Source organism: Enterococcus sp. DIV1411a, from assembly GCF_050531945.1.
Lineage (GTDB): Bacteria > Bacillota > Bacilli > Lactobacillales > Enterococcaceae > Enterococcus_B > Enterococcus_B faecium.
This window is the reverse complement of sequence record NZ_CP172892.1, coordinates 65165-88571: the sequence shown is the minus strand read 5'-3', so window position 1 is coordinate 88571 and position 23407 is coordinate 65165. Positions and strand designations below refer to the sequence as shown.

Below are 23407 nucleotides of genomic sequence, written 5' to 3'. Positions count from 1 at the left end.
CTGATTGGTTTTATTGAATCCGAATACGCGGGTCAACGATACTCATGATGATATCTGAAAGTAATGTCCCCACTAGCGTCGCGATTCCTAAAATCAATACTAAGGATGTGATCACGGTATAGTCCCGTTGGCCGATGGAATCAATAAATAGTTTTCCGACTCCCGGATAACCAAAAATCTTTTCGATAACTACAGAACCAGCAATCAACGAAGTGATTTCATACCCCATTTGAGAAGCCATCGGCAACGCTGCATTTCGGAAAATATGTCGACTGAATACTTTATTCGTCGGTACCCCTTTGGAACGGGCTGTTCTGACAAAATCGAGCGATTTCGAATCGATTACTTCACTTCGCAGATATTGGATTGTGACGGCAGTCGCCAAAAATGCTTGGGTAATTGATGGTAACAGAATATATTTCAAACGGTCTATCCATTGAGTGATAAATCCACCTTGCAAACCTAGTGTTTGTGATCCACTTGTTGGGAACCAGCCTAAACGATAACCAAAAACAAATAGCATGATCAAGCCGAAGATAAATAAAGGAACAGCAAAACTAAAGAAGTTGTAGATTACGACAATCTTATCCAAGATTGAATTTTGATACCGGCCAGCAAGCATCCCCAGAGGCACAGCAATCAAATAAGTAAGGACAACTGTCAAGATCGATAGATATAAAGTGTTGATGATCCGTTCGCCGATCAAGTCAGCAACAGAGCGTTTGTATAAGAAACTTTGACCAAAATCGCCTTGCAAAGCATTTCCGATCCAACGGAAGTACTGGACATACCATGGGTCATTCAAGCCAGCTGCTTGTCGCATCTGTTCGATCACTGCCGGATCCTGATTTGGATTGATCAAACCGGTAAATGGATCCCCCGGCATCGCTTGGGCTAATAAGAAGATCAGAACACTTAAAATAATAACTTGCGGGATCATCAATAAAACACGTCGCAGAATCGTTTTCCACATTAGCTTGCACCTCCATCTTTCAACGCCACTTTGTGTGTAGTTGTGATCGTACGCAAATCGTAGACTCGACCAGTCGCATCATAGTATTCTTTTTGGTTTTGGATATACTCTTGTTCTACTCTTCGTCGATTTTCTTTGTGGCTTTCCCTATTTTCTACATCGATTTGCGGAATAGCTGAAAGCAGACGTTTCGTATAGATATGTCGCGGGTCATTATAAATGTCTTCTCTTGTACCGATTTCTACAAATCGACCTTTGTACATAATTGCGATATTGTCGCACATGTGTTTTACTACACCTAAATCATGTGAAATGAATAAATAGCTGAGGCCGTATTCTTGCTGGATTCGTTTCATGAAATTCAATACTTGCGCTTGAACAGATAGATCCAGAGCAGATACAGGTTCATCGGCTACGATCAGTTTTGGATTGGTAGCAACAGCACGGGCTACTCCTAGACGTTGACGTTGTCCGCCTGAAAATTCATGAGGATATTTATATAGCGCATCTTCCGGCATCCCAACGATATCTAGCAGTCCTTTTACCTTTTTCTTTTCTTCTTGATCGCTTAACCGTTCAAAATTTCGGATGGGTTCAGCAATGATATCCAACACTCGCTTTTTAGGATTCAAACTGGACATTGAATCTTGGAAGATCATCTGCACATCCTTGTTATAACCCATTTTTTTGCGGTTGCTTCGCTTCGTTACATCTTTTCCTTCATACATGATTTGTCCGGCTGTCACCTTTTCTAATCCCACAACGGCTTTTCCCGTAGTAGATTTTCCAGAGCCAGACTCTCCCACTAAACCATATGTCTTTCCTTTTTCGATAATAAAATCCACACCATCTACAGCATATACATGATCCGTTACTCGATTGAAGAATCCACTGCGAATAGGGTAATGAACTTTCAGGTCTTTGATTGTGATTAATTCTGTCATCTACACCTCTCCTTTTTCGTCTCTAAAGTGGAAATGCTTATAGCAGGAGCAACGTACCAAGTGGTTCGGTGCGACTTCATGAAGGATAGGCTCTTCTTCATGATCGCTTGCTGGTATCCATGGAATACGTGGTGCAAACCGACAACCTTTACGAGGCATGTTTTTCAGAGAAGGAACGACACCTTCGATCACATGGAGTTCTGCATCATGATTTCCTTCTTGTGGTATAGAGTTCAGTAAAGAGCGTGTATAAGGATGCTTAGGATGATCAAACAGTTCTTTTACACCTGCTACTTCAACGAACTGTCCGCCATACATCACTGCTACTCGATCAGCCATTTCTGCTACGACTCCTAAGTCATGAGTGATCAAGATGATCCCTGTTTTTGTTTCTTCCTGAAGGTCTTTCAGTAAATCAAGAATCTGTGCTTGGATGGTTACATCTAGGGCTGTCGTCGGTTCATCTGCAATGACGATTGGAGGTTTGCAGGCGATTGCGATTGCGATGATGACACGTTGTCTCATACCGCCTGATAGTTCATGGGGATATTGGCGTCCAACTCTCGCAGGATTAGGAATCCCTACTTGTTCTAGCAATTCTAGTGCACGAGCTTGACGCTGTTCTGCATTCATCTTTGTGTGATAGGAAAGTCCTTCTTTGATCTGGTCTTCGATTCTCATGAGAGGATTTAATGCAGACAACGGATCTTGGAAAATCATTCCGATATCATTTCCGCGGATTTTATTATAGAGCGTTTCGTTCAGGTCGATTAAATTCAGATCGTTATATAAAATCTCACCTGTAATTTTTGTGTTATTAGGATCAAGTAATCCCATAATCGTAGTAGCCAAGGTACTTTTCCCGCACCCAGATTCCCCAACGATTGCTAAAATCTCGTTTTTGTCTAAAGTAAATGAAACGTCATCTACTGCATCGTAATAGTCATCTTTGAGTCGGAATCCTGTATGTAGGTTCTGAACTTCTAATAATTGGTTATCGGACAATCGAATACCCCTCTCTGCTTCCTAAATGGAAGTTTTTCTTAATAAAAAAGGACATTACACAGAATAAAGCGTTTTATAACAAAGGTTATTCTTATCTTTGTGTAATGAATTATTAATAATTATATAGAAAATCGCTTTACTTTGCAACATAATTTCTGTTTATCGCCAGAATTATCAGAAAAATGACTTTTACGTGTCAAAAAGATTAAAAAAAGAAGGATAAAAAGCTGTATGCAGCTTTTTATCCTTCTTTGCTTTTATTTGAAATTATTTAAGATGGCTGCTGATATAATCTACTGCGCCACCGACTGTTTCAATTTGTTCAGCGTCTTCATCTGAAATTTCCGTACCGAATTCATCTTCAAGCTCTAAAACGAATTCCATAATACTAATTGAATCAGCTTTTAAATCATCTTTGATGTTCAATTCATCCGTCACTTTATCGGTATCTATCTCAAAATGATTTGAAATAATTTTCGCTACTTTGTTAAATACTTCTTCGCGAGTCAACTTTTTCACCTCCAAGAATCATACACTTGTCAATTACCTACACCATGGCTAATTTTACTGGCATTTTTCAGGAATGTCCACCTTTTTTTCAATGGAACGGATTGCTTCAGATATCCAAATACTATTCTTCGCTTTTTTCAAATTGTTCGACTAATTGTCCAACTACATCTGTCTCAAGCATTGTGTGGATTTGGCGGATCGTATAGCGAACAGCATCGGGGCCTGTTGCTCCATGAGTTTTAATGACTGGTGCTTTCAAGCCAAACAAAACGGCACCGCCATGTTTGGAATAATCCATTTCTGCTTTCAAAGAACGTAAGCCGTCTTTTAAAAGCATAGCGCCCATTTTTCCTTTGATCCCTTCATTTAGAATAGCAGATTTTAATAGATTCATCATATTCATTGCTGTTCCTTCAATAGATTTCAAAACAGCGTTGCCTGTAAATCCATCTGTGACCACTACATCAGCCACACCATTGAGTAGCTCACGAGCTTCTACGTTTCCAATAAAATTCAAGCTTGTTTCATTCTGAAGGAGTTCATAGGCTTTTTTCGTCACTTCACTACCTTTTGTTGCTTCTGTTCCGTTGTTTAAGAGTGCGACACGAGGACGTCCGATACCTCGGACTTTACGTGCATAAAAAGAACCTAAAATACCGTATTGCAACAAATGTTCTGGTTTGTTTTCTGCGTTAGCGCCAAGATCCAGCATATCGAAACCGGCACCTTCTTTCCCTACTACTGGCAAGGTAGACATCAAGCCAGGGCGTTCGATATTTTTGATACGTCCTACGATGAACAACCCTGCTGCTAGTAGCGCGCCTGTATTCCCTGCTGAAAATACAGCATCTGCTTCACCGTTTTTCACTGCTTGTGCAGCAAGGACCATTGATGCAGTCTTTTTTCGTCGAATTGCTTTTACTGGCTCATCATCACTATTGATTTTTTCGTCTGTATGGATAATCGTGATGTTTTTTTCATTTGTTAAGTATTTCTTGATTTCTGCTTCTTTTCCGTAAAGTAAGAATTCTACTTCTGGAAAATCTTGCTGCGCTAAAGCCACGCCTTCTACAATTGCTTGAGGTGCGTGATCTCCGCCCATTGCATCTACGGCAATTTTCATTGTTTCCACTCCTTTTTCCGTCATCAGTATAAAGTATAGCACAGTCTGCTAATCGAAATAACGATTATCCTGATTTTCTATTTGGAGGCTTTGCGCTAAAGGCTGATACTCAGGAAGCATCTGCCAATCCTTTATCTGCCAAAGGGCTGCAGCCTCTTCTCTGGCTACCTCCAAAACATTTCCATCCGTCACCAAGTCAGCAATCGCAAATTGAGGCAGACCAGATTGACGGAAGCCAAATACTTCACCAGGACCACGTAATTCCAGATCTTTTTCGCTTAGTACAAAACCATTGGTGGTCTCTGTCATGATTTTCATCCGTTCCACACCTAGTTCATTTTTAGGATTAGCAACTAAGATACAGTAGGAAGCATCACTTCCGCGTCCAACACGTCCACGAAGTTGATGCAGCTGTGCCAATCCAAATCGATCCGCATCCATGATCAGCATGACGGTCGCGTTCGGCACGTTTACCCCTACTTCAATTACAGTAGTCGAAACTAATATCTGCATCTGGTTGTCTTTGAAGGCTTCCATGATTACTTCTTTTTCCTGATTCTTCATTTTACCATGTAACAAGCCAACTTCATATTTTGGTGCAAATAGTTCACGAAGTTTTTCATAGATTTCCACTGCATTTTTTACATCTAATGCTTCTGATTCTTCAATCAGCGGACAGATGACATACATTTGATGTCCTCTTGCCAGTTCTTTTTTCGTCCAATCCAGTACACTGTCCAATTGAGGTGTTCTTACCCAGCGTGTTTCGATCGGGATACGTCCAGCTGGAAGTTCATCAATGATAGATACATCCATCTCACCATATGCTGTAATAGCTAATGTTCTAGGAATCGGAGTCGCTGTCATAAATAAGACATCTGGTCGCCAGCCTTTTTCACGAAGTACTTTCCGCTGGTTCACGCCAAAACGGTGCTGCTCATCCGTAATAACTAGACCTAAATTCTGAAATTCGACTCCATCTTGGATCAATGCATGTGTGCCGATCACGATGTTAATTTCCCCTTGCTCTAGTTTTTCAAGGAGCTCACGACGTTCTTTTGCTTTCGTTGACCCCGTAAGCAATGCGATGGTTACTTCATTGGGATCAAACAGCTGTTGCAAGCTTTCCATATGTTGTTGTGCCAAGATTTCTGTAGGCACCATCAACGCACCTTGGAAACCTGCTGTAACGGTAGCGTATAACGCAATCGCGGCAACCACTGTTTTTCCGCTACCTACATCTCCCTGCAAAAGTCGCTGCATATGCTGCGGACTGCGAAGATCCCGACAGATTTCATTCGTTACACGTTTTTGTGCATTTGTCAGTTCAAAAGGTAGCTTTTGAGTAAATTCTTTCAATTTTTGGACATCATAAAGGATCTCCAAACCATTCGTTTCTGCTTTTTCTGCTTTTTTCAATCCTTGAAGACGCATTTGAAATAAAAAGAACTCTTCAAAAACGACACGTCGTTTGGCTTGATGGTTTTCTTCGTGGTCTTTTGGAAAATGCATACTTCTTACAGCAGAAGCTCGGTCAAGCAGTCGATATTTCTCCACAAGGTTGTTTGGCAGATTTTCTTCAATCAATGTGCCGTATTCTTGAAACCCTTTTTTGATTAGATCAACTAATGTCGTTTGACGAATTGATTTGTTGACGTGATATATCGGCGAAAAGTCATCCATTGTTTGAGAACCTAAAATCTTCATCCCGTTCAATGCTTTACGCTTTGCATCCCATTTACCGTATACGGCGATTTCCTCCGATAAAATGACTTTTTCTTTTAGATAAGGTTGATTAAAAAAAGAAACGTTGAACACATCATGTTCTTGCATCATACGAAATTGCAATCGGCTTTTTTTATAACCAAATCGATTCATCACAGGAGGCGAGACTACGATTCCTTTCAAAGTAACCTTTTCTTGATCTTGGATCTCGTTTAGATTTCTTTCCTGAATATCTTCGTAGCGGAAAGGATAATAAGTCAGTAAGTCTTCAATCGTTTGGATGCCCAAGCTGGCAAGACTAGCTGCTCTTTTTTCTCCGACTCCTGCCAGCATAGTGATTGGATCATCTAAAGAACGCATAAATTTTTCCTCCCTCCTTTAACAAAAAAAGGACTTGGTCAGCGATCATACCTGATCACTAACCGAAGGCCTTTTATGAATGAATACTGTGTTAGAAAGATATTCTGACACAGAAATTATTCAGCAGAAAATAGATAAGGATAGACAGGCTGATCTCCTTGGTGGATCTCGATTTCCAAATCAGGATGTTTTTCTGTTAGTTTCTCAGCAAATTCATTTGCTTGTTCAACTGTTCCTTCATCACCTGCCAAGATCGTTACGATCTCTGTGTCCTCATTGATCATTTGTTCTAGTGTACTTAACGCTGTTGCTGTGATATCTGGGTTAGAGATCAGGATTTTTCCATCGATCATGCCCAAAAAGTCTCCTTCTTTGATCTCTACACCGTCAATTGAGGTATCTCTGATCGCGTGAGTGACTTGACCGCTCACAACGCTAGACAACATTTCTGTCATCGTTTCTTTGTTTTCTTCTAAAGAAGCTTGATCATTGAATGAAAGCATAGCTGTCAATCCTTGGGAAATCGTTCTTGAAGGAACAACTGCTACTGGGATATCTGCTACTTCTGCTGCTTGATCAGCTGCCATGAAGATGTTCTTATTGTTTGGCAAAACAATCACTTTATCTGCGTTTACTTCTTGAATCGCTTTAACAATGTCTTCCGTACTTGGATTCATTGTTTGCCCACCACTGATAACATAATTAGCGCCTAAACTTTCAAACAGCTCTTGGACGCCTTTACCAGCAGCGATCGCTACGATACCATACGGGATACGTGGTGTTTCTTTTTTCGCAAACTCGTTCACTTCTTCATCGTGTTCCAAAATCGTCTCATGCTGCAAGCGCATGTTGTCGACTTTGATTTTGACTAATGAACCGAATTTTTGTCCATAATTCAAGACTTCTCCTGGGTTTTCTGTATGCACGTGGACTTTGATGATCTCGTCATCATTGACCACAAGTAAAGAATCTCCTATACCATCTAAATAGTTACGGAATTCTTCGTAATCGAATGTACTATCGACTGTAGGTCCTTCTCCGATTTTTACCATGATTTCTGTACAGTAACCAAAATGGATATCTTCTGTCGCCATTTGACCTTGGACACTGCGATGATGTTCTGCATTGACCATATCATCCATTTCTGCTGGAGAAGGTTCATATGTTTCATCCGCTTGGAATTCTCCATTCAATGCACTTAAAAAGCCCTCATAAACAAACAGCAGTCCTTGCCCTCCACTGTCTACGACACCGACTTCTTTTAGGACTGGAAGCAAGTCTGGAGTTTTAGCTAAAGCACGCTTTGCCCCTTTTACAACAGCTGTCATTACTTCAACGACATCATCAGTACTTTTTGCTTTCTTTTCTCCAGCTTTCGCTGCTTCTCTAGCTACTGTCAAAATCGTTCCTTCTACTGGTTTCATTACTGCTTTATACGCAGTTTCAACTCCATGAGTGAAGGCTGCAGCAAGATCGGAAGCATTTAATGAGACAACATCTGGAATTTGCTTAGAAAATCCACGAAACAATTGAGACAAAATAACGCCGGAATTTCCGCGCGCACCCATCAGCAATCCTTTTGAAAGCATTGCTGCTAATTCTCCTACTTTTTCTGAGGTTGAATCTACTACTGCCTTAGCTCCACTAGTCATAGATAGATTCATATTTGTTCCCGTATCGCCATCTGGCACAGGGAATACATTTAATGAATTGACGTATTCTGCATTTACTTGCAGACGATTCGCACCTGCCTGGACCATTTCCTGGAACTGGCTTGCACTTATTTCTGTTACACTCACCTAGATAATCCTCCTTCAGATCGACTGCTGAGTTACCAGCCAGTCTCCTGCCTAGTCTGGCAGTACACGAACACCTTGTACAAAGACATTAACTGAATTGGCAGTTACGCCTAATAATGCCTCTAGATTGTATTTCACTTTTTCTTGGACGTTGCGGGAAACTTCAGAGATTTTCGTACCATAGCTGATAATCGTATAAACATCTACAGCAATACCATTATCTTCTTGGCGGACAACTACTCCTCTTGAGTAATTTTCTTTACGCAAAATCTCAGTAATATTATCTTTAATTTGATTTTTGCTGGCCATTCCTACAACACCGAACACATCTGTCGCGGCGCCACCAACAACTGTTGCAATTACATCATTGGTAATTTCAATGGTTCCAGCTGACGTTTGAATTTTTACAGCCATGAATGAGCCTCCTTAACGGGTAAAAAACTCCCATTTTTCTTCTATCATATTTTATCATAGCGCAACTTGAAATAAAAGGCAGTTACCCAAAGTACTCAAAAACCTTGCAAAATTTCAGGTATAACCTTGTTTAATTTACAATTATTCTTCTCAATTGTCAATTGTATCTATGAAAATGTACTTGCAAATTTCCATTCTATATGATATGTTAGTCTGGTATGAGCTGAATTATTCTATTGCTCCAAATCAAGGCAAAGGAGGAAATTACCATGGCAAAAGTTTGTTACTTTACAGGTCGCAAGACAAAAAGTGGAAACAACCGTTCACACGCTATGAACTCAACAAAACGTACTGTTAAACCTAACTTACAAAAAGTTCGCGTTATGGTCGACGGAAAACCTAAAAAAGTTTGGGTGTCAACTCGTGCTTTGAAATCAGGAAAAGTTGAACGCGTTTAATTGAATGATACTTGGACCGTTCAGATAGTGAACGGTTTTTTATTTAATAAAAATTTTTAAGGGTGGGACTTTTGATTCCTACCCTTTTTTTGCGTTTATTTTTGTTATACGAACAAATTATGAAGTTATTTATTCTAAATTTTATTTTTTTGTGAAAACTAGACTCTTTTTAAGCAGAGAAAAACAAGGATATGATAAACTGAATACAACTTCATAGAAATTTGGTGGAAAATAAATATGAAAAAAAATTTAAAGTCATTCTTTAGAGAAAACGGACGCTACGCAGCAGCTAGTTTCCTGATTCCGTTTTTGATTTTAGCACTTGTTTATCTAAGTATCGGGATCTATCCTGGAAGCAGCAGAAGTATTTTGGCAAGTGATGCCTTTTCACAGTTTTCTAATTTTCATGCCAGCTTCCGAAATGTTCTTCTTGGAAAGCAAAGTATTTTTTATACATGGAATGCTTCTCTAGGATTGAATTATTTATCTTTAATTTCTTACTATCTAGGCGGGATCTTCACGCCACTGGTGTTCTTTTTTCCAAACCAGATGATGCCAGATGCACTGTATGTTCTGACTTTGCTTAAGGTCGGCTGTGCCGGATTGGCTTTTTGGTTTCTTGCACGTACGTTCAAGATTCCTCGCTGGGGGCATGTTGCACTTAGCGTCAGTTACGCATTGATCTCATTTATCACTGCACACTCGGAGATCATCATGTGGCTGGATGCATTTGTTTATCTTCCATTAGTGATTTTGGGGATTCATCGTGTTATGGATCTTAAACGGCCGAAACTTTTATTTATCAGTTATTTACTCTTGTTTTTATCCAGTTTTTATATGGGTTTTATGATTGGCGTATTTTCTTTCTTATATTTTATCGCCCGTCTATTGACAAACTGGTCAGAATATAAAAAAACGATTGTTCCTTATGGTATCACTTCTTTACTGGCAGGCGGCGCTTCAATGATCATTGTATTGCCAGCAGTGCTGGATCTTCGGTCAAATGGCGAGGCACTGAGTCAGATCACTACGTTGAAAACAGAAGCGACTTCTTATCTGGATCTAATCATGAAAAATATGATTGGTGTTTATGACACGACAAAATACGGATCGATTCCGTTCGTTTACGCAGGTCTGCTACCATTAGTCCTCTGTCTGTTTTATTTTGCCAGTCGGAAAGTACCGTTGAAAAATAAATTTTTGTACGGCAGTCTTTTCGCCATACTTATCGCAAGTTTCTATCTTGTTCCATTGAATTTGTTCTGGCATGGTATGCATGCACCGAATATGTTTTTATTCCGTTATGCCTATCTGTTCTCTTTCTTAGTGCTCCTGCTTGCAGGAAAAGGATGGGAAAAGATAGAACAAGACGATCGTGGGCTGTTGTTAGGAATCATTTTGGTCGTAGCTGCTCTCTTTGCGGTGGCATGGGGCATCAAACCTGAAGGAAGCTACACCTATGTGACGATGACTTCCTTTGTATTGACAGTGGTTTTCTTAGGGATTTATGCTTTTGCTGTGGGATTTTATCAGCATAAAAAACTTTCATTCAATCATCTGAGTATATTGTTATTATTGATCATGTCTGCTGAAGCACTGGTCAATACGAACAGTATGATCCATGGCATTCTTGATGATTGGAATTATGCTTCCCGCAGTTTATATACTGATCCTTATCCTGACTTGAAAGCTCTTGTAAATGAAACAAAAAAAGATTCCGACTCGTTTTACCGCTTGGAAAATCTGGATCCAGTATCTGCAAACGATTCGATCAACTATGGTTACAGTGGTATCAGTTTGTTTTCTTCTATAAGAAATCGTAATTCTTCCTCTTACCTGGATAAATTAGGTTTCCGTTCAAGAGGGACAAATTTGAATATCCGTTATAACAATAATACTTTGCTAATGGATGGGTTTACAGGAATCAAATATAACATTTCTAAAAACGAAAGCACGTTCAGTAAATATGGCTTCCGCCAAGCTGGTCAAAGTGGCGACTATACACTGTATCAGAATGTCAATGCATTGCCACTAGCATTTACTGCACCGTTGTCCGTTAATGATGTTGAGCAGCCAGTGACAGATAATTTGACCAGTCAGACAAACTTGATCAATACATTGTCTGGTTTAAATGAACAGTATTTTACATTCTATACACCTACTTTGAAGAATCAGTTGAATACGACGATCACAAAGACAACGACTGGCGTCACTTACTCAGAAACAGCAGATAACCAGCCAAAAGAGCTCACTTGGAAAGTCCATGTGCCTGCAAATACACAAGCTTACTTAAGTTTGTTCCCAACCAATTTTGCACAATTAGAAAGTTCTAGTGCGACGATCACTGTCAATGGTACATCGCGAAAAACGCAAATCAACATTTCTGGTCAATACTATGATCTTGGCTATTATCCTCAAGAGACAACAGTGACATTTACTGCAAGTTTTTATGGAACGAAAGAAGTAAGTTTCATGGAGCCTAAAGTCGTTGGTCTAGATGTTGTAGCCTATCAAGCCGCAATGAATCAGATCAAAGAAAAAGGTGTCGAAATGGAAGCCACTGGCAGAAAAGCTTCTGGGACTGTAAATACCGCTGAAGATTCCATGTTGGTGACAACTATTCCTTATGACAAAGGATGGAAAGCTAAAATTGATGGGAAACCAGTCAAGGTCAGCAATTTCAAAGACGCATTCTTGATGATAAAAGTTCCAGCAGGTAAACATACTGTCACTTTCAGTTACTTGCCTGAAGGATTTACGATAGGTGCAATCCTTTTTGTCCTATGTATTGCATTGTTTATTCTTTATGTCTGGTACCTTGACCGCAATCGCCCCTTTTATGGCACGATTGATCCAGCAATAGAAGAAAAACCGCGAAATACACACAGAAGAAGACGAAGAAAATAAAGAAACGATGGAATCTGTGTCACTCTTCTATTTAAATGGCAAAAATTTCAATCTTTAAATGACAAAAACCACCTGATTTTTGGTGGTTTTTTATATACCTATGACTAAACTATCTCTTGCTGCTTCGACAACTTCTACAGTGATCTTATCCATTTGATTGATTCTTAAAATCCGATCAATCTGCGCAAATAAACGATGAATAAGCCTAAAATTTCCTTTTGTGATCTTAATGATAGTTGTGATAGCCTCATAATCAGAAAAATCTTCTAGCTTGATATCAATTCCTAAATCTGCCCATTTGTATTCCAAAATATGATGTGTTTCGTCCTTACTAAGGTTATCAAATTCATGTGCAAATCCTATGCGAGAGTAAAGCTGCGGATAACGAGACAATCTTTTTTCAATACCAGGCATACCGATAAGAACCATTGCCAGATCATTTCTATCGTAAATATCTCTTAGCTGTTCTAAATGCTGAAGCTTTAAACGATCAATTTCATCGACAATAATTAAGTCAATTGCTTCATAGGTTTTAGGCACAGGAGGATCTTCTTGATTGTATTTTAGTACCATATGCATTGCTTTAGTCAGACCTATTCTACTAGTTATTGTGTTAATATCCGAACTGACACGAGACATCTTTTCAGCTGGTACAGTATAAAAAACTTTATTTACACTTAATATTTCATCTGTTGCATTTATCAAGAACAAGAAAAAGTCTGAATATTCAAAAAAATAACGGTGTACATTTTTAAAAGGAGATGTATAATCGAGATTGAGAAAGCGTTTTCCTCAAAATTTAATGAATTAGGAAGTGATTACTATGAAAAAATTATTTAGCGCACTTTTTATTCTGTTATTTGGTTTTATTGGTATTGGGACTTCTGGAAATATAGTTAAAGCTAGCACGATGGTTGAACAAACAAGTGAAATGGCAAAAACTTTTAGTCAATTAACACCAGAAGAACAAAGTTACTTCAAATCCAAAGGATTTAGTGATAAAGATACTTTTTACACTCAAAAGATAGAGCCTCAAGATCCGAAAACACGTTTTTCTGCAAATGTATTGCGGTTAACCGCATCTACTAAAAAAATTACTAATACGCAGGGGCGGACAGAATATATTATAACAAGTCCCAATTCGGCGATGTATCGTATTTCTACACGCTTGAGTTTAGGTAGTGCAAAATCATATACTCAAACAGTAAATCTAGCTAATTCTTATGGTTATGGTGGAGGAATGTATTTTACATTTACTGGGAAAAGACAATATTACAGTGTAAAATTAGCTATGCAAGTTTATAATACATTTGGTGTAGGGTCAGTCTCTTGCACTGCGGGAGGATTGACAATAGGAAAATGATAATTTCTTACTATGTCTTAAATAGAAGTGATGATGAAGGACTCTTCGTTTTTCAATCATTACATGAGGATACGATGCTAAAAGAGTTTTATAATCGGATTAAGAATAAACAGATAGAAACAAATTTATATTTTTTAAGTGACTCTATCTTGCCTTTTATTAGCAACCCTAAAATTCTTAACTTGTTGCAGACAAAAGATTTGAAAAGTTTACCGATTATTGTCATTGATGAGGAAATTGTAAAATATGGCGCTTATCTAAGCGTAGAAGAATTAGAAAAATTAACTAACATTGGAATGAGTATTCAGGAGGATAATGGGGTACATGGAACATAGAATGAATATGCACAGTTGAGAACGGAATTTGACATTTATTTAGACCAACAGGGTATACCCTGTTGGTCTTTTTGTGCGTTCATGATATACTTGGTGTCATTTTTATATTTAAATGGCACAAATATTTCTAATTATTTGTCATTTAACGCTGAAAATTTTTGCTATTTATCTAAAAAAGTGACAGGATACTCATTTGGCCTTCATAGAATTTTCTAAATATGAATCATCAATGAATTTAATTAAAAAAATAAGTAGGGCAAAATATAAATGTTTTTGCCTTACTTGTTTCCATCAGTTTAGTTTTAAATTGATAAGTTATATAGTTATGGTTGAATGTGTGTCTCGCATATTAGTATTTTTACCATCTGCTAGTTTTATTATTAATCTATAACAATAGATAATTTATAATTCGCATATTCATTAAGCTGTTCCAAAAAGCTGTTCATTGATTTTTTTGAAGTAAATCTACATTCCAAAAGATAACAGCCCCCTCCACTAATCTTATAATTTCTAATCAAGAATTTTTCATGATTTTTAATAAATGATAAATAGGCCTGAATAATTCATAGCTTTAATTCTTTGGCACATTTTATTGAAATATGTATCACTAATATCCCTATCAACTGATTTTGACTAAAAAGTTACTTCAAACATTCACTGTTCAAAAATATTGAGGAATAAATTTTGGGTGTAAGGCATTTTGAGCATACTTCTCCCTGGATAACTTCCCAGTAAAAAAATCGTTAGATTGTTGGATTAGATCCATTGACTGGCTCGCCTCAGGCGAGCAAAGACCCTGTAGAATTCATTCTGATACACATGATAACTAGATAATTTGAGATAGACTCGTCTACCCGTTTGGACTAATTTCCCAGCAACTTTCAGAAACTTCAATCGAATAGAATGAATGGTCATTCCCTTTTGGACTTCTTCAAAGCCAATCGTTCTTAAGAAGTTGACTAAGTTGTAAGCTATCAAGCTGAGCATCATTCGGACATGATTCTCCAAAAAGCGAGGACTGTCTGTTTTGTCAAAGTAAAAGCCAGCTTTCGCTTCTTTAATGAAGTTCTCCATTGTGCCACGTTTGGCATAGATAGAAAAGATGGTATCAGGAGAAACATTTTCTGATAGATTCGTCACGATAAATTCATGTCGAAAGAGTAGTTCGCCCGCTTCACGTGTTGAGCGTATACACACGCGACGACTTTGTGACCAGGATTGTGCTTGATAAGTGATCGAGAAGTACTGAACTTCTCGTTCTTCCCACTTTTGATTATCGCCATAAAGTACTGATTTCTCAGCTATTTGACCTAGTCTACGATTATTCTTCAGTCGAATAACATAATGACTCTTTTTTGATTCACACGAATCATACACACCAGGTGTAGCGAACCCGCTGTCTCCACGAACCAAGATGTCAGTGTTTGGTAGAGAGTGATTATAGTGCTCTAATAAAGGTGTGAGAAACTCCTTTACGCCTTTTGATGTATATTGATTTCCTGAACGTAGTTCAGCTTTTAAGAAGTCACCAGTCAATCCGTCAAAAGCTACCAATGGATGGTAACCATAGGTTTGGTAGTGTGTATTATAATTCGTTTGTTCTTGGTGACCAAATGTATCTGAATGGGTCGAATCTAAATCAATGATTAATTCCGTATCATTACGGATGAGGCGTGCTTTATCGATAAGTTCTTGGTTCAAAGCTTGAAGTTCATGGATATTCTCCTCAGATAGTCGATCTAAAAATCGGGAAAGTGAAGATTGAGAAGCGAGTTCTTTCCTATCTAAAACAGCTTTAAACACAGGATCTTGTCTCAGGAGATTAGCTGCAGAATCAGCTGAGTAACCAGCAATTAATTGCATAATGAACTGCTCAAGTATGGATAAGTTGTCATGAGTAAAATACGCTCGTTCGTCTTCAATGTGAATGTGTTGCTTAGCCAGTTCAGAAAAACCAAAGATGTTCATCAGCTCTTTCACTAGGACGAGACCCGAATCACTCGATAATTGACCACCTGTATGAGAAATAGTGATATTTGAATTGAATTTTACTTGGTTTTTGTGTAAGCTAGTCATGAAAAGAACTCCTTTCTTTTGGTTGGTTTAGTCACTTTAACCATAGCAGAAAGGGGTTCTTTTTTCATCACTTAACGGGTGAAGATGAAAAAGTAATTGTAAGCTGCCGTGAGGCAGTTTCACATGGTTTTAATTAAAAGTATGAATTATTCAGGAATAGGGTTTATGATTTAAATTTTGCGTAATTATAATTAAAAAAGCGTGAATCGAAAACCCTAGCTTTTCCATATTTAATTTTACTGTATAATTTTCAATAACTCCACTTTCCTCTAGTTTTGTCACTCTCGCCGAGACAGCGGGTCCAGTCAAATGTACTTTTTCTCCAAGTTCTTTCATTGTGATTCGACTATTTTTTGATAGTTCCTCAATGATATTTATATCTGTTTGGTCTAACATGGTAAACAACCTTTCATAAATTAAGTAAAAATAGTAAAAGACTTTTTTTGTTCGGTTTATTTATTGTATGGAATTGAATTATACTAAAAATATTTCATATCAACAAAAAGGAGACAACGTTTATGAATATACATCACATTCGTAATGCAACAGCTATCTTAGACTATGGAGGTAAAAAATTTTTAATTGATCCAATGTTAGCGGAAAAAGGAACACTTCCACCATTTATTTCGAAAGGTCCTTTTCCATCACCAAGAAAAGATCAAATGAATCCTCTAGTTGATTTGCCAATGCCAGTCGAAGATATTATCAACGGTATTGATGCTGTTATTGTAACACATTTACATCTAGATCATTGGGACGATATAGCGAAAGAGGTCCTACCTAAAGAAATAAAATTATTTGTGCAAGATGAAAATGATGCGAATGAAATTCGACTATATGGTTTTAAAAATGTGGAGGTACTACGAGAAGACACAGTTTTTGAATCTATACAATTGGTTAAAACAAAAGGCAAACATGGCAGAGGAGAAATCTTGAATTATGTAGGTAATGTTTGCGGTATTGTTTTCAAACATTCGACTGAGAAGACACTATACTTTACAGGAGATACAGTTTGGTATGAAGCTGTTAAACAAACTATTGATCAGTATAATCCAGAAATCATAGTAGCAAATGCTGGAGATAATCATTTTTTAGTTGGAGAATCTCTTATTATGGGGAAAGACGATTTATATGAATTGCATAAAGCAATACCAGATTCCACAATTATTGCCGTTCATATGGAAGCTGTAAACCATTGGGGACTGTCAAGAGAAGAATTAAAGTCTTTCAATAAAGAAAAAGGAATTTCCGAAAAAGTTTTAGTGCCTGAAGATGGAGACAACATCTTTATTTAAAAAAATAAAAGATTATTAATAAAGGGATAGATGCTACTGTATCAATCCTAAAGAGTAAAATAAAGTACTTAGTTTAAGTACTTTAAGAATGTAGACAAAAGGATCAGTTTCCTCTTTACTAAGAGTGTAGACTGGTGCTTTTGCTATTTTTGTATAATAAAAGATATGAAGACATATGTTCCAACTGCCAAGTGGACAACTTTTTCAGATTCATTGCAGCAAAAACAATCAGCGTATACACCTGATTGTTTTCCAAGTCTCGATACTTGATGTAGCGCATTCCATGCTTTTCCTTTGCGACTGCAAAAACGCGTTCAATCGTTTTCTTTTTTTTATATTTTTCGCGGTTGTATGCCGTATGGCGTAAATATTCTGCTTCATCTTAAGTAGTTATCACTTTTTTAGATAAATAGCAAAAATTTTCAGCGCTAAATGACAAATAATTAGAAAAATTTGTGCCATTTAAATATAAAAATGACAAACCTGTTCCGACTGTCCTCATTAAGGGCAATCAAAACAACGTTCCATCGTTTTTTGGTTACAGAAAAAATAGGTAACAAAAAGATGATTCACTTATCAACGCCTCGTCCACAAGTCACGATATTCATCAAAGATGAGAAGCTGTTTTTTGAAATTGTTACTTGTGACTCAGAGTTAAATGACAGGCTCACGACCTCTTTCTTAAACGGTGTTCAATCAGCTGACCTTCGGTATTAGCTCAACAAACGGCAAAATATGAGGAACTATTTTTCCGTTTGTTTCTCTAATACTCAGGTCAAAACGCTGATTTCACAACCTCTTCCTTAAACGGTGTTCAAAAGCTTGCATCTGCGGTAATAAGCCCAACCAAACGAAAAATATGACGAGCTATTTTTGTTTGGTTGTTCTTATTACTTGATGCAGGGCAGCTTTTTCACAACCTCTGATTCACGGTGTTCCAGAAGTAGCTCCTTCGAAAATAAGCCGAAATTTTGCAAAATTTTGAGAAGTAATTTTCGTAAATTCCTTCTTATTTCTTGAAGCTGACCACTTCTGTCACAACCTCTTATTCATATTTCACTTCATACAAATAAAGTCCTTCAGGATGTGCTGTAGGTCCTGCTGCATTACGATCTTTTTTCGCAATAATATCTGGGATACTATCTTCAGGCAATCGGCCATTGCCAATTTTCAAAAGCGTTCCTACTAAGATCCGTATCATCTTATACAAGAAGCCATTTCCCCTAAATGTAAACAACAATTCGTCTTTTGTTTCATTTACCTCCATCTTAGCCTCGTAGATCGTACGTACTTTATCCTCTATCGAGCTTCCTGATGCACAAAAAGAGGTGAAATCGTGAGTCCCTAATAAATCAGGAAGCGCCCGCTGAATTTTTTCCAAATCAAGAGGGTAAGGAAAATAACTTGCATAATGGCGTCGAAAAGGACTGCGTGGTTTCCCTATATCCACTCGAAATTGATACGTCTTTTCTTTGACCAAATATCTTGCGTGGAAGTCTTCTGAAACAATTTCTACTTGTCTTACAGCAATATCCTCTGGTGACTGGGTATCTAGCGCGAAACGCATTCGTTCTAACGGACGCTCCTCTGGATAATCAAAATGGATTACTTGCCCAATCGCATGTACTCCGGCATCTGTCCTTCCCGAACCAAAGACCGTGATTTCTTTTCCATTTGCCATTTTTTGTAATGTTTTTTCTACTTCTTCTTGAACAGTACGCCCATTTGGCTGTTTTTGGAATCCATTAAAATTTGTTCCGTCGTATGCAATGATTGCTTTGTAACGTACCATGTTTTTCTCTCCTTTGTTCCTAAAAGGTTATCTGGAATAATGATTTTTTTATAAAATTTTTTCGTTCTTTCTTTTCAGATAAAAGAAAGAGGCCTGTGACCTTAGTCTGCCACAGACCCTAATATTTCTTGTCATACACTGCTCGCATCCTTTCTTGCAAACAGATCAGCAAGAAAAGAATAGATAGCGGCCCACTGAACGTTTATCCTCTTAAAAAGATCAGTAGCACAGTTAATAATACAAAAGCAATGATAACCATCGTGTCTCTATTATGCCAATGCAATACACGATATTTCGTTCTTCCTTCCCCACCTTTGTAGCCTCTTGCTTCCATAGCAGTCGCAAGATCTTCCGCACGGTTGAAGCTGCTGACAAATAAAGGAATCAGCAAAGGAATGACTGCTTTCATTTTCTGAACTAGGTTTCCTTCACCAAAATCAACACCGCGAGCGCGCTGAGCGTTCATGATCTTTTCTGTTTCGTCCATCAATGTAGGCACAAAACGAAGAGCAATCGACAGCATCAATGAAATTTCGTGGACTGGGAACCGTACGGCTTTCAATGGACGAAGCAAGTACTCAATCGCATCCGATAATTCCAAAGGCGGTGTAGTAAGCGTGAGTAGAGTCGACATAAAAATGATCAACACGAATCGACAGAAAATAAAGAGGCCGTTCATCACACCAAATTCAGTGATATGGAAAACACCCCAACTCCAATAAGTTTCTCCGCCACTTGTAAACAAGACCTGCAAAGCTACAGTGAAGAGGATTAGCCAGATCAATGGGCGAATGCCTCGGATAAAAAATTTCAAATCTACTTTTGACAAGAAGACAGAAAGTAATGTGAAAAATGCCAACAAAAGGTACGTTTCCCAATTATTTGCTAAAAAAATGATTCCGATAAAATAAAAACTGGCTAATAATTTAGCTCGGGGATCCAATCGATGGATCAAGGAATCTCCAGGCATATAACGACCAAATATCAATTTATTCATCATGGGCATTTCCTCCAGCATAATGGACGATAGCGTCTGCTAATTCTTCAGCTGTCAAAGGCAAGGTAGCAAAGTTCATCCCTTTAGCCATTAATTCTTCTGCAAACTCGGTGGCAGTAGGTACGCCTAGTTGTTTTTCTTTTAGCCATTCAATGTTTTGAAAGACCTCTTGCGGCTCCCCGCTATTAACGATTCGTCCCTTTTCCAACACATAGACATAATCTGCAAAATTGGCTACATCATCCATTAAATGCGTAACTAATACAATAGTGATCTGCTGTTCCTTATGAAGACGCCAAAACATCTCCATCATTTCTTTTCTACCCTGGGGATCAAGTCCTGCCGTTGGTTCATCCAATACAAGTACTTCCGGCCTCATGGCAAGCACACCAGCGATTGCTACTCTACGCATTTGCCCTCCTGAAAGTTCAAATGGCGAACGTTCCAAATAGCTTTCATCCAGCCCAACTTGTTCTAATGTTTCTTTTGCTAGGACTAGTGCTTCTTCTTCGCTGACACCAAAGTTTTTAGGACCGAAAGCAATGTCTTTTGCTACCGTTTCTTCGAATAGCTGTGCTTCTGGAAACTGAAAGACGATGCCAACTTTTTTTCGGATGGGCTTTAAATTCTTATTATCCGTATCCGGCTGAATATCTCGTTCTCCAATATGGACTGTACCGCTTGTTGGCTTAACAAGCGCATTCAAATGCTGAAGTAAGGTTGATTTCCCGCTTCCGGTATGCCCTACTAATGCAGTATAACTGTTTTCTTTGATCGTCATATTGATGTCAAATAAGGCTCTTTGTTCAAATGGTGTATTCGGCTGATAAGTGAAGTCTACTTGTTCAAAACGGATGTCCATAACCAATCCACCATCCTTTCTTCTGTCATATATTCACTGGGCACATCAACCCCACGTTCTTTCAGTGCGCTCTTCAGTTTTTCAGGAAATGGTAGATCTAGACCTAAGTCGATCAGTTCAGGACCAGCAGAAAAAATTTCTTTTGGTGTACCTTCACGGACAAGTTCGCCTTGTCTCATCACTAGTATCCGATTGGCATTAGCTGCTTCATCAATATCATGAGTGATAGATATAACGGTCAATTGACTTTCTTCTTTGATCTTCTTGATCGTAGAGATCACTTCTTCACGACCTTCTGGATCTAGCATACTGGTTGCTTCATCTAAAATAATGATATCAGGTCGTAAGGCAACCACGCCGGCAATGGCAACACGTTGTTTTTGCCCTCCTGATAAACGAGCAGGCTCGCGTGAAGCAAACTCAGCCATTCTAACTTTCTCAAGTGCATCTTTCACACGCACTAGCATTTCTTCTCTGGGAATCCCTTGATTTTCAAGACCAAAAGCAACGTCATCTTCTACTGTCGAACCAACAAACTGATTGTCTGGATTTTGAAAAACCATTCCAACCATCTGTCGGATCGCCCAAATATTTTCTTCATCCAATATTTGATTTCCCACTTTCACGATCCCTGATTCTGGCAGAAGCAATCCATTGATCGTTTTGGCAAGTGTCGATTTTCCTGAACCATTGTGTCCAATAATAGCGATCCACTCACCTTTATCAATTGTAAAGGAGACATCTTTCAATGCGGGGCGAAGATCATCTGGCTGGTATTTATAATTTATCTTTTCTAATTCAATAATTGGCTCCATGATTACTCCTTCTTCATCCTAAAGTTCCTACTAACACTATCAAAAAAAGACAAAATTTTCAATTATTTCTCGCTTAAAATGTTTTTTTATGCCTTCAAACATATCTGTCATGACAGGTAATTGAAGGTATAAAAAAACACTTTATGATGAGTGCTTACTCCCCAAGCGATATTCGCTTGAGGAGCAGCGCTGAGCTAGACTCGGAAAAATATCTTCCAACATCATAACACTCTAAAAGAATCATCTATAAAGTGATGTTATTAGTGTGATTTTAGACAAGTTCTAAGACAACCATTGGTGCACCATCACCGCGTCTTGGTTCTGTCTTCAAAATGCGTGTGTATCCGCCTTGACGTTCTGCGTAACGAGGTGCAATATCGTTGAACAGTTTTTGTAAAGCTGATTCAATGACGATGTCCTCATTTTCTTCACGCACGCTGGCAACTTCATTACGTACGAAAGCCGCAGCTTGACGACGTGCATGCAAATCTCCGCGTTTACCTAAAGTGATCATTTTTTCTGCAGTTGAGCGAACTTCTTTCGCACGAGCTTCAGTAGTCACAATACGTTCGTTGATTAATAAATCAGTTGTTAAATCACGCAACATCGCTTTACGTTGGCTAGATGTGCGTCCTAGTTTACGATAACTCACGTTGGTTTCCCTCCTTCGTAAAAGGTTTTAATCTTCTTTACGTAAACCTAAACCTAAGTCGTGCAATTTTGCTTTAACTTCTTCTAATGATTTACGTCCTAAGTTACGGACTTTGATCATTTCAGGCTCAGATTTATTTGTAAGTTCTTGTACAGTATTGATTCCTGCACGTTTCAAACAATTGTAAGAGCGAACAGACAAGTCTAACTCTTCGATCGTCATTTCCAACATTTTTTCTTTTTGTGTTTCTTCTTTTTCGACCATGATTTCAGCATTTTTTGCTTCATCAGTTAAGTTCACAAAAATATCCAAATGTTCAGTCATGATTTTCGCAGACAAACTCATTGCTTCCAACGGTTCAATTGAACCATCTGTCCAAATCTCCATCGTCAATTTATCAAAATCTTCACGGTGTCCAACACGTGTGTTCTCAACTTGATAGTTCACACGACGAACAGGTGTGTAGATTGAATCGACTGGAAGAACGCCAATTGGCATATCTTCTTTTTTATTTTCATCTGCTTGAACATAACCACGTCCAGGTTTCACTGTTAAGCGAGCATGGAACGTAGCTCCTTCAGAGACACTACAGATGTACATATCTTTGTTAAGAATTTCTACATCACTATCAACGATAATATCGCCAGCAGTTACTGTAGCAGGTCCGGTAATATCGATTTCAAGGGTTTTTTCTTCTTGGCCATACATTTTCAGCGCTAAGCCTTTAATGTTCAAGATGATTTGAGTGACGTCTTCTCTAACACCTTTGATGGTAGAGAATTCATGCAGTACACCATCGATTTGAATATTAGTGATGGCAGCACCTGGCAAAGAAGATAATAAAATACGACGTAGGGAATTCCCTAAAGTAGTCCCATACCCTCTTTCAAGAGGTTCAACGATGAACTTGCCATAATCTTTTTCTTCATCAATTTTTGCGATTCTTGGTTTTTCGAACTCAATCATTCTTATCTTTACCCCTTTCAAAACGAAAAGTGTCTT

Annotated in this window: 21 protein-coding genes and 3 pseudogenes; 5 read left to right on the top strand and 19 right to left on the bottom strand. The window is 38.3% G+C overall.

Features of this window, described 5'->3' with window-relative positions:
- Nucleotides 1-10: 10 nt before the first annotated feature.
- From opp4B to IGJ87_RS00450, 8 genes are all read right to left on the bottom strand, one after another.
- Complete coding sequence (opp4B, locus tag IGJ87_RS00485; protein WP_002287892.1) at nucleotides 11-973, bottom strand: oligopeptide ABC transporter permease; 963 nt, start codon at nucleotides 971-973, stop codon at nucleotides 11-13.
- On the bottom strand, nucleotides 973-1917 hold the full coding sequence (locus IGJ87_RS00480) for an ABC transporter ATP-binding protein (protein ID WP_002287891.1): 945 nt from the start codon (nucleotides 1915-1917) through the stop codon (nucleotides 973-975). The genes opp4B and IGJ87_RS00480 overlap by 1 nt, the downstream gene beginning before the upstream one ends.
- Nucleotides 1918-2922, bottom strand: coding sequence for an ABC transporter ATP-binding protein (locus IGJ87_RS00475; RefSeq protein ID WP_002287889.1), 1005 nt, complete (start codon nucleotides 2920-2922; stop codon nucleotides 1918-1920).
- Nucleotides 2923-3189: 267 nt separating this feature from the next.
- On the bottom strand, nucleotides 3190-3432 hold the full coding sequence (acpP, locus tag IGJ87_RS00470) for an acyl carrier protein (protein ID WP_002294295.1): 243 nt from the start codon (nucleotides 3430-3432) through the stop codon (nucleotides 3190-3192).
- Between the two features lie 121 nt (nucleotides 3433-3553).
- Nucleotides 3554-4555: a phosphate acyltransferase PlsX gene (gene plsX, locus IGJ87_RS00465; protein ID WP_002289721.1), complete on the bottom strand. Its 1002-nt coding sequence runs from the start codon at nucleotides 4553-4555 to the stop codon at nucleotides 3554-3556.
- Nucleotides 4556-4603: 48 nt separating this feature from the next.
- Nucleotides 4604-6640 (bottom strand): ATP-dependent DNA helicase RecG, encoded by a 2037-nt coding sequence (gene recG / locus IGJ87_RS00460; RefSeq protein WP_002301167.1) that lies wholly within the window; start codon nucleotides 6638-6640, stop codon nucleotides 4604-4606.
- Between the two features lie 116 nt (nucleotides 6641-6756).
- Nucleotides 6757-8439, bottom strand: coding sequence for a DAK2 domain-containing protein (locus IGJ87_RS00455; protein WP_002301169.1), 1683 nt, complete (start codon nucleotides 8437-8439; stop codon nucleotides 6757-6759).
- Nucleotides 8440-8490: 51 nt separating this feature from the next.
- Nucleotides 8491-8853 carry an Asp23/Gls24 family envelope stress response protein gene (locus IGJ87_RS00450; protein WP_002294298.1) on the bottom strand — a complete coding sequence of 121 codons (363 nt, stop codon included), beginning with the start codon at nucleotides 8851-8853 and terminating at the stop codon, nucleotides 8491-8493.
- Nucleotides 8854-9122: 269 nt separating this feature from the next.
- Here IGJ87_RS00450 and rpmB point away from each other — a divergent pair, with 269 nt between their 5' ends.
- On the top strand, nucleotides 9123-9311 hold the full coding sequence (gene rpmB, locus IGJ87_RS00445) for a 50S ribosomal protein L28 (protein ID WP_002290463.1): 189 nt from the start codon (nucleotides 9123-9125) through the stop codon (nucleotides 9309-9311).
- Between the two features lie 237 nt (nucleotides 9312-9548).
- Nucleotides 9549-12218 (top strand): YfhO family protein, encoded by a 2670-nt coding sequence (locus tag IGJ87_RS00440; RefSeq protein ID WP_104889235.1) that lies wholly within the window; start codon nucleotides 9549-9551, stop codon nucleotides 12216-12218.
- A 90-nt stretch (nucleotides 12219-12308) separates the two neighbouring features.
- Here the strand turns inward: IGJ87_RS00440 and IGJ87_RS00435 are convergent, their stop codons facing one another.
- Entirely contained in the window at nucleotides 12309-12929 is a 621-nt protein-coding gene (locus tag IGJ87_RS00435; RefSeq protein ID WP_002317547.1) for an AAA family ATPase, read from the bottom strand.
- 112 nt (nucleotides 12930-13041) lie between these two features.
- Here IGJ87_RS00435 and IGJ87_RS00430 point away from each other — a divergent pair, with 112 nt between their 5' ends.
- Together IGJ87_RS00430 and IGJ87_RS00425 are read left to right on the top strand one after the other, a co-directional pair.
- A complete protein-coding gene (locus IGJ87_RS00430) occupies nucleotides 13042-13581 on the top strand; it encodes a hypothetical protein (RefSeq protein WP_002301170.1) in 540 nt (179 codons plus the stop codon).
- Nucleotides 13578-13916: an arsenic metallochaperone ArsD family protein gene (locus IGJ87_RS00425; RefSeq protein ID WP_002317041.1), complete on the top strand. Its 339-nt coding sequence runs from the start codon at nucleotides 13578-13580 to the stop codon at nucleotides 13914-13916. The genes IGJ87_RS00430 and IGJ87_RS00425 overlap by 4 nt, the downstream gene beginning before the upstream one ends.
- A 380-nt stretch (nucleotides 13917-14296) precedes the next feature.
- Here IGJ87_RS00425 and IGJ87_RS00420 read toward each other — a convergent pair.
- The 3 genes and pseudogenes from IGJ87_RS00420 to IGJ87_RS00410 all read right to left on the bottom strand — a co-directional run.
- Nucleotides 14297-14467, bottom strand: a pseudogene (locus IGJ87_RS00420) (Lrp/AsnC ligand binding domain-containing protein); the annotation flags it as partial.
- Between the two features lie 205 nt (nucleotides 14468-14672).
- Nucleotides 14673-15992 carry an IS1380-like element IS1678 family transposase gene (locus tag IGJ87_RS00415; protein WP_113848360.1) on the bottom strand — a complete coding sequence of 440 codons (1320 nt, stop codon included), beginning with the start codon at nucleotides 15990-15992 and terminating at the stop codon, nucleotides 14673-14675.
- A 156-nt stretch (nucleotides 15993-16148) separates the two neighbouring features.
- Nucleotides 16149-16388 (bottom strand): annotated as a pseudogene (locus tag IGJ87_RS00410) (Lrp/AsnC family transcriptional regulator); the annotation flags it as partial.
- 122 nt (nucleotides 16389-16510) lie between these two features.
- Between IGJ87_RS00410 and IGJ87_RS00405 the strand changes: the two are divergent.
- The gene (locus IGJ87_RS00405; protein WP_002301171.1) at nucleotides 16511-17287 is read left to right on the top strand and encodes an MBL fold metallo-hydrolase; all 777 of its coding nucleotides are present in this window, start codon (nucleotides 16511-16513) and stop codon (nucleotides 17285-17287) included.
- A 187-nt stretch (nucleotides 17288-17474) separates the two neighbouring features.
- Here IGJ87_RS00405 and IGJ87_RS00400 read toward each other — a convergent pair.
- From IGJ87_RS00400 to IGJ87_RS00370, 7 genes and pseudogenes are all read right to left on the bottom strand, one after another.
- A pseudogene (locus IGJ87_RS00400) lies at nucleotides 17475-17669 on the bottom strand (transposase); the annotation flags it as partial.
- Nucleotides 17670-18332: 663 nt separating this feature from the next.
- Nucleotides 18333-19079 (bottom strand): tRNA pseudouridine(38-40) synthase TruA, encoded by a 747-nt coding sequence (gene truA, locus IGJ87_RS00395; RefSeq protein WP_002298563.1) that lies wholly within the window; start codon nucleotides 19077-19079, stop codon nucleotides 18333-18335.
- Between the two features lie 202 nt (nucleotides 19080-19281).
- On the bottom strand, nucleotides 19282-20079 hold the full coding sequence (locus IGJ87_RS00390) for an energy-coupling factor transporter transmembrane component T family protein (RefSeq protein WP_002288724.1): 798 nt from the start codon (nucleotides 20077-20079) through the stop codon (nucleotides 19282-19284).
- On the bottom strand, nucleotides 20069-20938 hold the full coding sequence (locus tag IGJ87_RS00385; RefSeq protein ID WP_002288722.1) for an energy-coupling factor ABC transporter ATP-binding protein: 870 nt from the start codon (nucleotides 20936-20938) through the stop codon (nucleotides 20069-20071). The genes IGJ87_RS00390 and IGJ87_RS00385 overlap by 11 nt, the downstream gene beginning before the upstream one ends.
- Nucleotides 20914-21753: an energy-coupling factor ABC transporter ATP-binding protein gene (locus IGJ87_RS00380; RefSeq protein ID WP_104889181.1), complete on the bottom strand. Its 840-nt coding sequence runs from the start codon at nucleotides 21751-21753 to the stop codon at nucleotides 20914-20916. The genes IGJ87_RS00385 and IGJ87_RS00380 overlap by 25 nt, the downstream gene beginning before the upstream one ends.
- 271 nt (nucleotides 21754-22024) lie before the next feature.
- Nucleotides 22025-22405, bottom strand: a complete 381-nt coding sequence (gene rplQ / locus IGJ87_RS00375; RefSeq protein WP_002288716.1) for a 50S ribosomal protein L17 — start codon at nucleotides 22403-22405, stop codon at nucleotides 22025-22027.
- Nucleotides 22406-22432: 27 nt separating this feature from the next.
- Nucleotides 22433-23371, bottom strand: a complete 939-nt coding sequence (locus IGJ87_RS00370) for a DNA-directed RNA polymerase subunit alpha (protein ID WP_002288715.1) — start codon at nucleotides 23369-23371, stop codon at nucleotides 22433-22435.
- Nucleotides 23372-23407 lie beyond the last annotated feature (36 nt).

Bases quoted from the DNA above. Each gene is read 5' to 3' on its own strand.
- rpmB (WP_002290463.1), top strand. From the start codon at position 9,123: ATGGCAAAAGTTTGTTACTTTACAGGTCGCAAGACAAAAAGTGGAAAC.
- IGJ87_RS00385 (WP_002288722.1), bottom strand. From the start codon at position 20,938: ATGGACATCCGTTTTGAACAAGTAGACTTCACTTATCAGCCGAATACA.
- plsX (WP_002289721.1), bottom strand. From the start codon at position 4,555: ATGAAAATTGCCGTAGATGCAATGGGCGGAGATCACGCACCTCAAGCA.
- IGJ87_RS00405 (WP_002301171.1), top strand. From the start codon at position 16,511: ATGAATATACATCACATTCGTAATGCAACAGCTATCTTAGACTATGGA.
- IGJ87_RS00380 (WP_104889181.1), bottom strand. From the start codon at position 21,753: ATGGAGCCAATTATTGAATTAGAAAAGATAAATTATAAATACCAGCCA.
- recG (WP_002301167.1), bottom strand. From the start codon at position 6,640: ATGCGTTCTTTAGATGATCCAATCACTATGCTGGCAGGAGTCGGAGAA.
- IGJ87_RS00370 (WP_002288715.1), bottom strand. From the start codon at position 23,371: ATGATTGAGTTCGAAAAACCAAGAATCGCAAAAATTGATGAAGAAAAA.
- IGJ87_RS00450 (WP_002294298.1), bottom strand. From the start codon at position 8,853: ATGGCTGTAAAAATTCAAACGTCAGCTGGAACCATTGAAATTACCAAT.
- opp4B (WP_002287892.1), bottom strand. From the start codon at position 973: ATGTGGAAAACGATTCTGCGACGTGTTTTATTGATGATCCCGCAAGTT.
- IGJ87_RS00390 (WP_002288724.1), bottom strand. From the start codon at position 20,079: ATGATGAATAAATTGATATTTGGTCGTTATATGCCTGGAGATTCCTTG.
- IGJ87_RS00480 (WP_002287891.1), bottom strand. From the start codon at position 1,917: ATGACAGAATTAATCACAATCAAAGACCTGAAAGTTCATTACCCTATT.
- IGJ87_RS00440 (WP_104889235.1), top strand. From the start codon at position 9,549: ATGAAAAAAAATTTAAAGTCATTCTTTAGAGAAAACGGACGCTACGCA.
- IGJ87_RS00430 (WP_002301170.1), top strand. From the start codon at position 13,042: ATGAAAAAATTATTTAGCGCACTTTTTATTCTGTTATTTGGTTTTATT.
- truA (WP_002298563.1), bottom strand. From the start codon at position 19,079: ATGGTACGTTACAAAGCAATCATTGCATACGACGGAACAAATTTTAAT.
- IGJ87_RS00415 (WP_113848360.1), bottom strand. From the start codon at position 15,992: ATGACTAGCTTACACAAAAACCAAGTAAAATTCAATTCAAATATCACT.
- IGJ87_RS00425 (WP_002317041.1), top strand. From the start codon at position 13,578: ATGATAATTTCTTACTATGTCTTAAATAGAAGTGATGATGAAGGACTC.